The following is a 13,759-nucleotide window of genomic DNA, read 5'->3' as shown; positions in this document are numbered from 1 at the left end:
GGATTTAATATGGGGAGACGATGCACAGCACCTTGTATTGAACAAAAAAAGTGTGTAGATCTAGTATCTTTCGACACCTTATCTACACGCTGAATGCTATTTTAACACCACCAACCCACCCAGCATATTGTAATGAAAAGGAGTGGGGTGTTATGCCACAATATCGAATCATTGTCGATTTGTCGGATCGCAAGCTGTATCTCTTGGACGGAAATATCGTAGTCAGAGAGTTCCCCGTCGGAATCGGAAAGATGCTCACCCAGACTCCGACAGGCGAATATACCATAATCAACAAGGAGCCCAATCCGGGCGGACCATACGGTGCGTTCTGGATGGGCTTGTCGAAGCCGCATTACGGCATTCACGGAACGAATGATCCTTCCTCGATTGGAAGACTGGTATCTCACGGATGTATCCGAATGTTTAACGAAGATGTGCTTCAATTAGCTTCGCTTGTGCCCATACACACCAGGGTAACCATTCGACCGTAGATAGTTCCAATTCTATCAGACCTTTTTATCAATCCTCGAGAAATTCTATACTCCATAACAACTGTAATTCCTATCGTCTGCCTCAGGCAAATCGTCATGTATTCCATCATCATTATCAGCACGTCAGTTGGAGTTGTATGAATTTTATGTTACCCTTGCCATCCCCACTGATGAAATGATAGAGTGATTGGACGGCCTGCCCGCACAGGAATCCACCTATAGACAATTCGGTTTCCATCCTGGCTTTTTTCCTCGACGTCGCTTTTTTCACCACCGAATTCCTTTTTTCGGAATTAGGGATTTATTTCTGCTCCCCTTCTTCATATGATCAATTGAGGGATATGGGTGTAACACATCCCTTTCCTTATGGCGCGGGATATCGGAAAGTGCATTAGATTACTTAGGTTTTTGTTTGCAGTGAAAAGCCTCGGATTACTCCGGGGCTTAATTTGATAAGAACATGGATTTTTTCGGTTACCGCTCAGGCGCTGCCGATCTTTTACAGGTGCAGTTGGATGCTGATTGTTTTCTCTTTTCCATTCCAGTTGACTTTTGCACCGGCTGCTTCTGCTACTGCCCGTACTGGAGCATATGCCTTCCCGCCGATCAATCGCCCACCGGCAACATTATTTCCGTTTATTGATGCTGTTTTACTGCCATTGTCCCATACGACTGGCGCACCGATCGCCGCACCGATGTCCCGTATTGGTGCAAAACAAGGTTGTTTACGAATATGCTCTTCCTTAACCATATTAATGAACTTGCTCCAATACGGCAGCAGTTGCGACGGGCACAGCTTGCCCGACCACTTCTGGTGCGGAACTACGTGCTCAGCTGTTAGCTTATGACGATTAATGAGAAAGGCTGCCAACCAAGCTGCATTCCGCCAGGCGACCTCCGTCTTCATACCGATGAACATGCACACTTCCATACCGAGGCTCGTCTGATTCCCTGGGCCGTCACCATCTCCAGCATGCCACCCCTGTTCGTTATCGCGCAGGTGCTGGAAAATATCCACATCGTCCACTGTGTAGTGCCATGATGCCTGCCTGCCGCCGCTGCCGTCCAAAATGTATCGCGCATGCGACTCCGCCGTGCCTGTGAGATTGTCCGTATTATGGATGGTGATCCATCCCGGAACCATGGGCTTGTTAGGCTTGTTCGGACGTCCGTCCGGAAGCAGCCGTTGTTTAATCTCGATGCTCATTCTCCATCAACTCGCTTCTGAAAAAGTATGTGGTTGTCCTGACTGGATTCCAATAAGTAGCCGCCAAATCAAAAAAAGCGTTCAGTAAGTTGAACGCTGCAGCGATGACTAAATATGCGAGGAATAGTGTTGTTTGAATTCCAATTTTATTTTAGAAGCAGCTGCCCTCTGCAAGGAATATCAGTAACTAATCCCCTGTCAATTGGCTCAGTTCAGGTCAGTTTCTACCGTACTATAGTAAATGTTATGATAGCTAGAATCACAGTGCCAACTATAGCTGTACCGGGGCAAAGGCTTGTTTTAATAAGAGTTCAAAAAAGTTGAAGAATTCATGAGGCAACGAACGGGAGACTTGCTAATCTAGTATAAGGAATTATTGTTGCAGCGATTAGAAAAAATTGAGAACGAAAGTTAGTGCGTCTCTATACTTCTCCAGAACAACGTTATTCATTTCCTTTTATGTTGTACAAAGTGGATAAATAATACCTCCTAATCATCATCCCACCTCTGCTTATTATCTAAGAAAAGCCGTCGATTACTCGACGGCTTAAATGCATATACAGATTGTTAGTGATTAAAACAATTTAGGCTCTGCAACTGCTGCATATGTAGAATCATATCCTTCAAGGAAATACCCGAATTCGCCGAGAAAATCTGGAAAGACGGGACGCATGACCGGATTAACGAGGCGACCGGCAGATCAGCCGGTATGCTGCTCTACGGCTATCATTTTGACTTCAAAGAGGATGGGGGCAGACGTTATATGATGGGATTCGATCTTCCAGTAGGAAGCGATGCCCCGCCTGAGTTCACCGTTCTGCACGTGCCGGCCCGAACGTACGCGGTATTTGAAAGCCGAGAGACGTTGACAGAGGACGTCGATAGCGGCCGGGAAATCCAGAATGTGTGGCGTCGTATTTATTCCGAATGGTTTCCTTCGACAAATTTTGAACAGGTAGAAGGTCCATGCATTGAAAAATACTACTGGGTGGATGATAGACAGGTCGAATCGATTTGCGAGGTATGGATACCAGTCAAAAGAAAAAGCTAAGGATATAATGTGTAGCCGCAGGATACCTTCCTGCGGCTTTTCTCATATTTTCTTTTTAAAGAGACGATAATCACTCCATGAGGGAAATTCTGGTATGATGGATAGGCGATAGGATGGCTTTATGGGCGGTCGGCTACTCTCCCGGAAGGGAGGTGAATGCCTGTGGAGGTTAAAGATGCTTTGCTTATCATGATTGGTTTCGGTTCGCTGATTGTCGGGCTACTGGGATTAGTCTTGACGATCATTGCTCTTGTCCTGCACCAAAAGAAATAGGCCGCCCCAGCGAAGGAATCGGCCTATCTGGTGAAACTTTCGTATTGAGCCACCGCCTTTGAAGCGGCTGTTGCACTGGAGTCGTGTTACCCGCACGGCTCCTTTTCTATTTATATCTTATCATGCATGGTTTTATACGTCTACTTTGATGCTACGGGGGCTTAGCGGCCCCCTCCTATACGCTCCTTGGCGATGCAATTGACTCGCGATGGGCAAATATTGGCCAGTCATGTTACTCGAAAAAATAAAAAACGGACCGGCCACAGTTTGTATCTTGGCCGATCCGTCTGATGTCTTTAGCAGACATTTAAGCAATGAGATGAAAGAACTTCCAGTCGGCCAGCAGGACGATGAAACCGACAAGAAGCACCGCTGTAGCCATTCGGAACACTTTTTGGACTTTGGATTGCGGATGGTGTCTGCCTTTAAGGATAGAGATCACAAGCAGCAAGCCAGCGAGCATTGCCAGTATCCAGTTCATAATAATTCCATAATTCAGCTGATTAGTGGTCACGTTTTGATTGCCGATGGCGTTCAGGAGCAGGAACAAGACGTTTAATACCAGGGCGGTTCCGCACACAATGACGCCTGCGGACAAATGATTAGCTGTGCTTGAAGACGAAATTCCTTTTCTTTTCCACTGGAGCAAGCGAATGATCAGCACAAGCGGAGCCAGCAAAAAGAATACAATAGCTATTGCGGCAACAATCAGATAGGAAATCAATGCCGGGACGGAACGGCTTGGCTTGAGCGGAAGCATGTCCATCGCTTGTCCGCCGCTTAACCGCGTTACTTTTCCTTCTGATTTTTCAGCATACAACATAGGCGCACTCATCTGAATACTCTTACTGTTGGTTTTATCCAGTTTGTATACATAGGGGCTGATTTGTTTATACTCTCCTGATATTCCACGCCCGGTTAAGGTAAGGTCATGTTCGCCCTTCGCTTCCAGATTAACCAACGTCAGGTAGCCCATAAACTCCTGGACAGTGGTAAAGGTATTGCGTGATAGTACATAGTGTCCGGCCACTTCGCTTGACGGCGGCAGGTTTTTACTTGGCTGCACGAGCTCCTTTGCCTTATTCCGAATCAGCAGGTCAATCAAACTAGGCACAATATCGCGTTCGCCCTCTGTGTTGGTTAATACGACAACACCAAGCTTTTCTTCAGGAACAACAGCAAAATTACTTGAAAAGCCCATGGTGCCTCCACTGTGTCCAACAGTACGGGGCTGTGCGTTGTATTCCCAGAATCCATGCGCATTGGAAAGAAGGTCCTTGTGTGGCGTATAGCTTTGGGTAAGCATCGTTTGCAGCGTCTGCTGCTTGGCGAACAACGGGCTGTCAGCGGTTGTCAATGCTATGGCAAACCGTGCGAGGTCTTCCGCCGTTCCTTTCATTGCTCCTGCAGGATAGAAAGGAATATAATAATGTGCTCTAGGTTCGAAGCCTCCTTTCGCTGTAATCGCATAGCCTGTAGCTTCTGCATCCTGCAAATCCCGGTGATCAGCCAGTGTCGGATGGCCTGAGGTATGATTCATCTCCAGCGGGCGTAAAATCCGCTTCATTTCGTAGTCGGAAAAAGGTTCCCCACTTACCTCCTCCACCGCAAACCCTGCCAGGGCTGTGGCAAAGTTAGAGTAAGACATGACTTTGCCAGGCTCAAATATTTGCTCGGGTTGAGAAGATAACAGCACTTTTTCCAGTGATTCCAGCTTCTCCGATGACTTTATAAATAGGCCGCCCGAATATTCCTCAAAGCCAGCGGTATGGCTCATTATATCCAGCAGCGTAATCGGTTTGTCGTAGCGAAGCTTCTCTGCAAACTCCTGCGGAAAATACGCCCTGATGTCTTGATCCAGCTCCATCTTTCCTTCTTCTACCAATTGCATAATGGAGGCCCAGACAAATAGCTTGTTAATTGAACCGTAGCCAAACACAGTGTTGGCGGTGTCCACAGGGATTTGCTTCTCCATATTGGCGTAACCATAGCCTTTGGAAAAAATAATCTCGTCGCCTCTGGTTACCACAACCGCAGCACCGGGAGTTGATTTTCCGATATATGAATTCACATAGTTGTCGATCTCTTGCTCAAGCTGGGTGTAGGGAATACCGGAAGGTGTCCGATCTGAGCTTGCTTCCTCTGCGTAGACAGGGATCGAAAAAGCAGTAAAGAATAGCGCACTCATCAAGAGCGCGATTATTTTGTTCCATTTTTTCATGTTCATGCTAGTGTTCCCCCATATTTTACAAATAGATAGATTAAATTACATCTATCTATGAGCTGATATTCAAAAACATCACAGTTCGTCTGTGGCCTTTAATAAGCTGCTGCCTATCTACTCCGTAATCAATCCATACGCTGTGATTCTCTTGATTCTGCGCGACACTAACATCGATACGAGATAGACCAGTACAACAATGGCGATGCAGAGTGTAACAATAAGCGGAACATGTATGATGAATTGCACATTGGAAATGCCGGCATCTGAGAGCAGCAGCTCAAGCACGGAATTGGTGTACAGACTGCCCAGCACACCGCCGACGATTACGCCTGCAATTACAATAGGAACAAAGCTCAGCGCGATCTGGGTCATAAGCTGGAACGTGGTATAGCCTGTCGCTTTTAGAATCCCCAGTTCCCTTTTTCGCTTGAGAATCGTCATTTTGATGACCAGATAGAGAATCAATACAACTACCAGCACGGTTATCGCCAGGATCACAACCATGACAGCAAATACTGCCGATATATATACCCGGGTTCCGCTCTCTAGCGATTCATCCACATCCGTTATAGTCTGAATCATGCTTCCGTACTCCGCTTCGACATCACGGATAAAGTCCGATTTGTTGACACCTTCCAGGTATACATTAATGGACATTCCTTTATGGTCAGGAATCAGGTGATGCACACCTGCCATGGTTAAAGATGCTCCATTCCGCCCCGCATTAAACGATTGGTTCAGCCCGGTTATCAGAAACGGATGGGAAGCACCTCCCACCCCCACTTTAATCGTATCGCCAATGTTTTTGCCGAGCAGTCTGGCTAGTCCTCCGGTAACAACAATCTCGTTGTCGTATTGCGGATAGCGGCCTTCATAGACCGATTTGTTTTCCAGCTTTCCGTAATCATCAGAAAAATCCGTATTCACCAACTGGCCATCAATCGTCGTTGTAATATAGTCCAGAATATTGGCCTTTTCCACACCTGTCATCTGTTGAATCTGCATAAGCAACTGCTCGCTGTCTTTACCGGGTTCAACCTGAATTCCGACATTAGGCGTTTCGGCACCAAGCATTTGGAAAAACGCCGTTTTATCTTCAGCAATATTGTAGTACAACACAACCGAGAAGACCGAAGCAAAGGTAATCGCGACAATAATGCTGCCGATCATTAGGTTCTGCCGGCTGTTCGCAAGCATTGTTTTGCAAGCAAGCACGAATTGGAGGCCGCCTTTGGCCTTGTCCAGCGGGAGAAGATTTCGTCTGAAATTATGGGTCATGATTCCTCCCCGCAATGCTGCGACAGGGGAAAGCTTATGGATGCGCATGGAAGAGAGCAGCGCCACTACCAGCACCAACAGGGTTACAATCAGGACACTGGCCAGATCTGTTCCCATGTGGGCGTCCCCCGTCCATAGCAACCCCGCCAAAGAAGAGATCACTCCACCGAACGCGGGCATTACGGCATAAGAAACGGCTGCACCTGTGACACTCGCGGCAACTGCGATCAGCATAAACTGCAAGACAATTGATGTGTGAATCTGCAGGCTGGTATAGCCCACCGCTTTAAGCACGCCAATGTTCACCATACCATCGTCGATGCTGTATGATATACGGAACTTGATCACAGTAAGCGACATCAGCACGATCATTGCCGCAAACGCGACCAGAATCATGGCGACAATATTAACGATTAAAGCGCTGCTGCTTTCTGCCGTCTGCATGTCCGCCCCCCAAAAACTGGGATCCACAGCCTCATTGGATTGTGGAAATTGATTGTTATAGTCACTTAATAAGGCGCCTGATTGTTCACTATCCGTAAAAATTGCAGATATAAGGGTGCCATCGGCCGCAGGACCCAGTTCCTCAGACAATTGACGGTAGGCCGCATCCGGCAGATAAAATTTCAGCATGGCGAGTTTGGATGTGCCCATCAAAGTCGACTCAAAAAAACCGGTTACACGGTAACTATATTTCTTATTTTGATAAGTAAGGGTGAAATTGTCTCCTAGTTGGTAGCCGTTCCTCACTTTTAAGCCATAAGGGATATAGATTCCCTCTCCTTTGTCAGAAGCCGACTCCTCAATCAGCTTCAGCGGCGCAACGGTCCGCTCTGCATCCGCATTCAGCAGCGCAGTGCGAATACTAAAGTCGCTCTTGTCGAAACGAATCGTGGCCGTGGGCAGCAATATCATTTGTTCCGTTTCTGTCTCTTTCACTCCTGAATAGGATTTGAGAAAATCTCCATAAGGCTGCTTATAGTTTGCGCTTTTCATAACGATGCTTACATGCGCATCGTGTAATTCTTCGACCTTGTCTTCATAAAAGGTGCTCATTTTAGACATAACCGTCGTGCCTATGTTCAGCAGCAGTGCGGCAATAAAAATCAAAACAAACAGGGAGAAGACCGCGCTTTTTCCTGTTTTGATATTGGCTATGGCCAGGTTAATAATTCTCATCTTACCATCCCATTTCAGACAGGAACGCATTTAGCTTCTCATGCCTTGCAAGGTTGTGATCCGCATGAAAAGCACCTAGATCCAGATCTCCACAAATAATGCCGTCACGCAGGTAAAGGATTCGGTTGCCCCGCAAAGCCGTTGTGATATCATGTGTGACCGTGACTATGCTCTGTCCATTCCGGTTGACCTCGGTCATGACGTCCAGCACACTGTCGCTTGATGCGGAGTTGAGTGCGCCGGTGGGCTCATCTGCGAACACCATTTTCGGACTGTTGATCAGGGCGCGCACGATCCCGGCCCGCTGTGCTTCACCGCCGGATAACTGGGAGGGGAATTTCCCCCACAAGGTTTCATTTAATCCCACCTGGGCAAGCAATTGTTTGGCTTTGGCAGCAACAGCCTGCTTGTTCTTGCTCACCAGCAGACCGCTCGCCAGCGCATTATCCAGTACGCTCATGTTGTCCAGCAAGTGGATTTGCTGGAACACAAACCCGCAATTATTTCGGCGAAAAATGGCAAGTTGGTCATTATTCAGCTTGGAGATATTTTCACCCTCAAAATGAATTTCCCCGAGCGAAGGTTTGTCCATGCCGGAAAGTGCATAGAGCAGTGTCGATTTGCCTGAACCGGAACTGCCCATAATAATCGTAAAGTCTCCTTCCATCAGGCTGATGTCCAAATTTTTCAGCACATGCTGCTGAATTCCGCCAGTGGAGAACGTTTTGCATAATTTCTCTGTTCTAAGTATCGTATCTTGCACGAGGTGATCATTCCTTTGTTGATAGATTGCAGAATGGATTACAGTCCTATCATACAAAATCAATTCTTATTTAATCTTTGTCCAATCCTTAACCGTTCCTTAAATCGTTAGACGAGCTTGATTCGGAGGGCGACGGTAAAACCGTCATCGCGATTATGGCATTCAATATCGCCCTGCATGCTCTGCATGAGATAATTGGAGATGAACAGTCCAAGCCCTGCTCCGGTTTGGCCCGCGATGTTATTGCCCCGGTAGAATTTGTTGAACAGCAGCGGCAATTCATCCCGGCTGACGCCATTTCCATAATCCATAATCTCTATTTGCAAATGGGTAGGGGTAATAAAAGAAGAGATTTTAACAGCGGTACCCGCATATTTGTAAGAGTTGCTCAGGATATTATCGAAGACTTGCTGTAAGCGTGTGACATCGGTGAGGATAATACAATCCGGGATGGGGTCACAGGTAATTTGGTCATCGTAGTTCACATTCGCGATAATTCCCTTCAGAACACCGCTGTATTCCTCAGTCACATTCACCTTCAGTTCTTTCAACTCCTCAAGCGTCGCATGGAACATATCCGTCACCAGCAAGTTAATTTGCTCTGCCTTGGAATAGATCATGTTCAACTGCTTGATTACTTTCTCATCGTTAGCTCGCAGCAGCATCAGTTCGCTAACCGCCTTAATGGAGGCGACCGGTGTTTTGACGTCATGGCTTAGGCTGGCCACGAGCTCTTTCTTACTGCGGTTGGCCTCATATTCACTCTGCCGCGCCGCCGCCAGCTCCTCGCGCATCATGTCGAAGCTTTCGGTGAACGCGCCGAACGGATTGTTTTTATCCATGTTTAAAGGAATATCCAAGTTCCCTCTGGCCACATTCAGGGCAAAGCTTTGCAGCTTTTTAAACGGCGTGATTACGGCACGATTCAAAAATATAATATAGAGTACGCATAGCACGGTTAACACGGTAAAAGTTATCAAGATTACGGTCACAAGCTGTTCCTTGTTGCGCTGCATCTTTTGGTCATAATCATCATGGATGATGAGCTTTCCTGCGGGAGTTCCTTCCACCATAACATCCAAGATCGAATCCCTGTTCCGGATGGCATCATTAATGGTCATGGACAGTCCGTCTGCCGTTTGGTAGCGTACGTTCCCGCTCTGATCCAGAACGACAAATTGCTGCGTGATGCCGCTGTAATCGCCTTGCTCAATCTGCTCCCAGTGGCTTTCAACCGTCTTCAGTACCCTGTTGGCCATGACAATATCCACATCCGTATTTACTTCGGTCCCAATCACCTGCACAGAAAGAATAATACCTGCAATAAAAACAACAAGCATCGTCAAGAGCCTTCCCTTGGCTTTCATCGCTTGCCATCCTCTAGAACATATCCCGTTCCCCACACCGTTTTGATATATTGCGGTTTGTTGGGATTGACCTCTATTTTTTCACGCAAATGACGAATATGTACGTTTAAGGTTCCATCTCCAGTAAAAGAGTCACCCCACACCTTGGCGAACAGCTCTTCCTTGGACACCACCCGGTTTTTATTTTGTGCCAAATAGCAGAGCAGCCTGTATTCCAGCGTTTTGAATTTGATCTCTGCACCGTTCACGCGAACACGGGAAAGCATACAGTCGATCTGGACCTGACCGAACTCCAGCATTTCTGCCGGACTTTGTTTTCCATATCTTTTGAGCACAGCTTTAACCTTGGCTAGCAATATGCTGAGCGTATACGGCTTTTGGATGTAATCGTCTCCGCCGATGTTGAGGGCAATCAGAATATCGTCATCGCTGGAGCGAGCACTGATGAACAGAATTGGAATCTGCGTAGTTTGCCTCAGCTTTTTGCACAGATCAAAGCCCGAGCTCTGACCCAGATTGATATCCAGAAGAATCAGGGAAGTTTCATTCTCCTGCAAAAAATGCTCGCACGCTTCCGCGCTGGTCACATAAGCTGATTGGACCTCGAACATATTAAAATACTCACATGTTGTTTCCGCAAGAATACTCTCGTCATCCACAATTAAACAATCATAGTTCATACATATTCTCCATTTGATCACCAGAATTAGAATCGATCCGTTCCACCCATAAGATACCATGAAAAAGGAGCATGTGGTAATTTGCTTGCATCATCCATAATAGAAAGGTAAATGCCTTCATCACCTGGCACGAAAATAAACAAGCCGGCGCAGGAACAGCATCCCATGCCATTAACAAACACAACAATAACAAAGGACCGTTCAGCAGTCGTAAAGACTATGTGATTTTCGATAAGATTTTATCGTTTGAAGTAAACGAGTATTCGATAAAGTAGTGCAAAAAAAGCCGTGGGAACTATCCTGCGGCTTTTCTCATATGTCTTTTTTAAAGAGATGTTAATCTCCTTCTTAAGTGAAAAATATGGTAAGATAGTTAGGCAATAGAATGGCTTTATGGGCGGTCGGCTAATCTCCCGGAAGGGAGGTGAAGCCTGTGAGCGTATACGAAGCACTATCCGTTATGTTCCAATTTGGACTTTGGATATTCGCGTTATTGACGTTTGTCGTAATGCTGCTGATATACATGCACAAAAAGAAATAGACCGCCCTCACTAAAGGTATGCGGTCTATTCGTGACACCTAATTAAAGCCTGCCGCCCTTAAAAGCGGCTATTGCACTGGAGTCGTGTTCACGCACGGCTCCTTTTCTATTTATATCTTATCATGACGGAAAATATACGTCTACTTTCTTTGGCATCTGTCCCCTACGGATCTTTTTCCGTGTAGCTATCGCTAAAAAAGGCGGACGGTTCTCGTGGGGTATCATGCGTTGTTAGAAGTTACGTTAGAAGAAAATTCAATTAAAAAAGCCCCGGATTGCTCGAGGCTTTAATAATAAACTTTATCGGGTTTATCCCACAACATACGCATTCACATCAGTTTAAATTTATCTTCGATGTATGCTTACTCTCCCTGAGTAACGCTGCTTTCCGAAAACGTGAGCCGCACGAGTGAAGCTTGGTCTTGGGCGTTGTGAGGAAGACCGGGGCGATTCGCTGCCCACCGAGGTCTAACTATAGTTATAAGTTCTTTTTAGAATAAATGCGTATAGATACAGTCATAGATATTAGGCCTATTACCAACGCTAGTAAAAAAGGAAACAAATCTTGAACGATTTTCGGAAAAGGAAGCATCATTTGGAAACTAATATTATTGGCTTGCACTACCTTTATTATGAAGGGAAATACAAACGGTGTTATAAAAATAAAAAACATGAATATATATTTGGATTTTTCATAACCGAAGTAGTATTGAACCGGTATAATTGCCCCAAAAATAATAGATAAGATTAATAATGATAATCCAGATTCCGAAATGCTCAGCATCTCTATCTTTCCCGCAATAAGTAAGGCAGTAATTGTGTATACGATATAACAGCACACAAAAATGGCCAATATAAATAAATACTTGGATTTTACTAATGCCTTGCGTGTATAAGGAGTTGCGCATAGGAGCGCAGAACCTTTGTATTTATATTCTAACATCGATACTGAATTGAACAGCAGATACTGAATATAAAGAGTGCTTAGAAAAAATGGAAAAAAACCTCCGCTTAGAAAATCAACTTTGAAGGTCATAAAAATGGGAATCGCAAATGAAGCGATAAGCATCACTTTCATATATCTTTTCGAGAGTAGGAAATCCTTTTTTACAAGATGCAACAACATCTCAATTACCTCCTTACATAGCCCAACATAATATCTTCAATAGTCGGCTTTTCTATTAGCACATTGTTCATTTGCTGCCTTACGGCATGTTTGCTGTTTGTCAATCCTTCAAACCCATAATTGGTTTCGCGCAACGTTAAAAATAATTCTCTTGTTTGGTCATTAAGCGCCATTTTTTCTCCTTTTACTAAGCCATGCGTGTCAAGCAATACATCCTTTTCCTCACTCAATATGATTCTGCCCTTATCAATTAAAATCAGTACATCAGCTACTTTCTCGAGATCAGAGGTAATATGGGAAGAAAAGAACACACCTTTTCCGCCATTCCCCATAAAGTCCAATAATATTTCCATCAATTCACTTCGTACCAGTGGATCAAGTCCGCTTGTTGGTTCATCCATAATCAATATGTCGGCATGATGGGAAAGCGCTAATGCTATGGCGTACTTCATGCGCATGCCTTTGGACAATGTAGAGATTTTCTGATTAAGTGGCAACCTAAAGTGTTCCATGTACTTATGAAAAACGGATTCTTCCCAATTTGAATAGGCAGGTGCAATAATGCTTTTCATTTCTGCCAATGTCAATTCTTCATAGAAATATCCCTCATCAAATACGATACCAATATGATTCTTTAGTTCCCGTTCATTCAGGTTCATGTCTTTGCCGAAAAATTCAATGCTTCCCGAATCCTTCAACACCAGCCCAAGGATTGTTTTTATAGTTGTGGTCTTACCGGCCCCATTTAAACCAATGAATCCAGTAATGCAACCTTCTAATAAAGAAAAGCTGACATCCTGCAAGCTAAAGGTACCCAAATCTTTTTTTAGTCCCTTAACCTCTAAAATCTTATTCATTTTCGCCCTCCTCAAACAGTAAGCCCATCATTGAAATCAATTCTTCTTTGCTAATCCCGAGCGAACAGGCCGCATTCCAAGCCTCGGTGAGCTTTACTTCGACCATATGCCGCCTTGATTCCAACAGAAGTTCCAGGTTTTCTTTTGCCACAAATGAGCCTTTGCCCGCTTTGGTTGTAATAAAACCCTCTGACTCAAGCTCGTCGTATACTCTTCGGGTTGTAAGAACGCTCACTCGCAGATCATTGGCTAGTGCCCTGATAGATGGAAGCAGTTCGCCCTCTTTCAATTCACCATAAAGTATCGCATCCTTTATTTGTTCTTTTATCTGCTGATATATAGGTGAATCGGATGTATTGGAAATAATAATTTTCATTTAACCTCCACCAAAATTACAACTGTGTATTTCATACATACACATCATATACAGATATTTCATCACTGTCAATAATACAACATCTGAGTTTATATTCAGGCAGAAAGGGTGCAACTGGACCAGAGCCGGAATGCTGCGTAGTCCTGTCTTTGTGGATTTTGTAGTATGAAGAGAACCGCGGGAGCTATCCTGCGGTGTTTTAATAAAAAAAATAACCTGCCATTATAACAGGTTACTCGTCTTCCACATATTCGATTAAACCTCACCGCCGCTGAATGAATTAAGCAGCAGGACACTCGGCAAAGAATTCTATGATATTGACTTTATCCACCCGAAGATCGTTCAA

13 protein-coding genes and 1 pseudogene are annotated in these 13,759 nt (G+C 45.1%); 5 read left to right on the top strand and 9 right to left on the bottom strand.

Features of this window, described 5'->3' with window-relative positions:
- Nucleotides 1-152: 152 nt before the first annotated feature.
- Nucleotides 153-491 (top strand): L,D-transpeptidase, encoded by a 339-nt coding sequence (locus LQV63_RS04050; protein ID WP_019419771.1) that lies wholly within the window; start codon nt 153-155, stop codon nt 489-491.
- 499 nt (nt 492-990) lie between these two features.
- On the opposite strand, the gene LQV63_RS04045 is transcribed toward LQV63_RS04050, so the two are convergent.
- Nucleotides 991-1,698, bottom strand: coding sequence for an N-acetylmuramoyl-L-alanine amidase (locus LQV63_RS04045; RefSeq protein ID WP_233695736.1), 708 nt, complete (start codon nt 1,696-1,698; stop codon nt 991-993).
- A 604-nt stretch (nt 1,699-2,302) separates the two neighbouring features.
- Here LQV63_RS04045 and LQV63_RS04040 point away from each other — a divergent pair.
- Nucleotides 2,303-2,749 carry a GyrI-like domain-containing protein gene (locus LQV63_RS04040; RefSeq protein ID WP_325175848.1) on the top strand — a complete coding sequence of 149 codons (447 nt, stop codon included), beginning with the start codon at nt 2,303-2,305 and terminating at the stop codon, nt 2,747-2,749.
- A 156-nt stretch (nt 2,750-2,905) separates the two neighbouring features.
- Complete coding sequence (locus LQV63_RS04035) at nt 2,906-3,022, top strand: putative holin-like toxin (protein ID WP_267933877.1); 117 nt, start codon at nt 2,906-2,908, stop codon at nt 3,020-3,022.
- A 307-nt stretch (nt 3,023-3,329) separates the two neighbouring features.
- On the opposite strand, the gene LQV63_RS04030 is transcribed toward LQV63_RS04035, so the two are convergent.
- From LQV63_RS04030 to LQV63_RS04010, 5 genes are all read right to left on the bottom strand, one after another.
- Entirely contained in the window at nt 3,330-5,249 is a 1,920-nt protein-coding gene (locus LQV63_RS04030) for a serine hydrolase domain-containing protein (RefSeq protein ID WP_233695735.1), read from the bottom strand.
- Between the two features lie 111 nt (nt 5,250-5,360).
- Nucleotides 5,361-7,703: an ABC transporter permease gene (locus LQV63_RS04025; protein WP_233695734.1), complete on the bottom strand. Its 2,343-nt coding sequence runs from the start codon at nt 7,701-7,703 to the stop codon at nt 5,361-5,363.
- Between the two features lies 1 nt (nt 7,704).
- Nucleotides 7,705-8,466: an ABC transporter ATP-binding protein gene (locus LQV63_RS04020; RefSeq protein ID WP_233695733.1), complete on the bottom strand. Its 762-nt coding sequence runs from the start codon at nt 8,464-8,466 to the stop codon at nt 7,705-7,707.
- A gap of 107 nt (nt 8,467-8,573) precedes the next feature.
- Nucleotides 8,574-9,833: a HAMP domain-containing sensor histidine kinase gene (locus tag LQV63_RS04015; RefSeq protein ID WP_233695732.1), complete on the bottom strand. Its 1,260-nt coding sequence runs from the start codon at nt 9,831-9,833 to the stop codon at nt 8,574-8,576.
- Nucleotides 9,830-10,513, bottom strand: a complete 684-nt coding sequence (locus tag LQV63_RS04010) for a response regulator transcription factor (protein WP_233695731.1) — start codon at nt 10,511-10,513, stop codon at nt 9,830-9,832. The genes LQV63_RS04015 and LQV63_RS04010 overlap by 4 nt, the downstream gene beginning before the upstream one ends.
- Nucleotides 10,514-10,614: 101 nt before the next feature.
- Between LQV63_RS04010 and LQV63_RS04005 the strand changes: the two are divergent.
- Together LQV63_RS04005 and LQV63_RS31965 are read left to right on the top strand one after the other, a co-directional pair.
- Nucleotides 10,615-10,788, top strand: a pseudogene (locus tag LQV63_RS04005) (ran-binding protein 10); the annotation flags it as partial.
- 149 nt (nt 10,789-10,937) lie between these two features.
- Nucleotides 10,938-11,054, top strand: coding sequence for a putative holin-like toxin (locus LQV63_RS31965; protein WP_407672882.1), 117 nt, complete (start codon nt 10,938-10,940; stop codon nt 11,052-11,054).
- A 478-nt stretch (nt 11,055-11,532) separates the two neighbouring features.
- On the opposite strand, the gene LQV63_RS04000 is transcribed toward LQV63_RS31965, so the two are convergent.
- From LQV63_RS04000 to LQV63_RS03990, 3 genes are read right to left on the bottom strand one after another with little or no spacing between them, the layout of a single operon-like run.
- A complete protein-coding gene (locus tag LQV63_RS04000) occupies nt 11,533-12,180 on the bottom strand; it encodes an ABC-2 transporter permease (RefSeq protein ID WP_233695730.1) in 648 nt (215 codons plus the stop codon).
- Between the two features lie 5 nt (nt 12,181-12,185).
- On the bottom strand, nt 12,186-13,037 hold the full coding sequence (locus LQV63_RS03995; RefSeq protein WP_233695729.1) for an ABC transporter ATP-binding protein: 852 nt from the start codon (nt 13,035-13,037) through the stop codon (nt 12,186-12,188).
- Nucleotides 13,030-13,413 (bottom strand): GntR family transcriptional regulator, encoded by a 384-nt coding sequence (locus LQV63_RS03990; RefSeq protein WP_019419784.1) that lies wholly within the window; start codon nt 13,411-13,413, stop codon nt 13,030-13,032. The genes LQV63_RS03995 and LQV63_RS03990 overlap by 8 nt, the downstream gene beginning before the upstream one ends.
- Between the last annotated feature and the right edge of the window lie 346 nt (nt 13,414-13,759).

This window comes from Paenibacillus profundus (genome assembly GCF_021369635.1).
GTDB lineage: Bacteria > Bacillota > Bacilli > Paenibacillales > Paenibacillaceae > Paenibacillus_B > Paenibacillus_B profundus.
The sequence above is the reverse complement of the archived record's forward strand: the minus strand, read 5'-3'. Positions and strand labels throughout refer to the sequence as shown.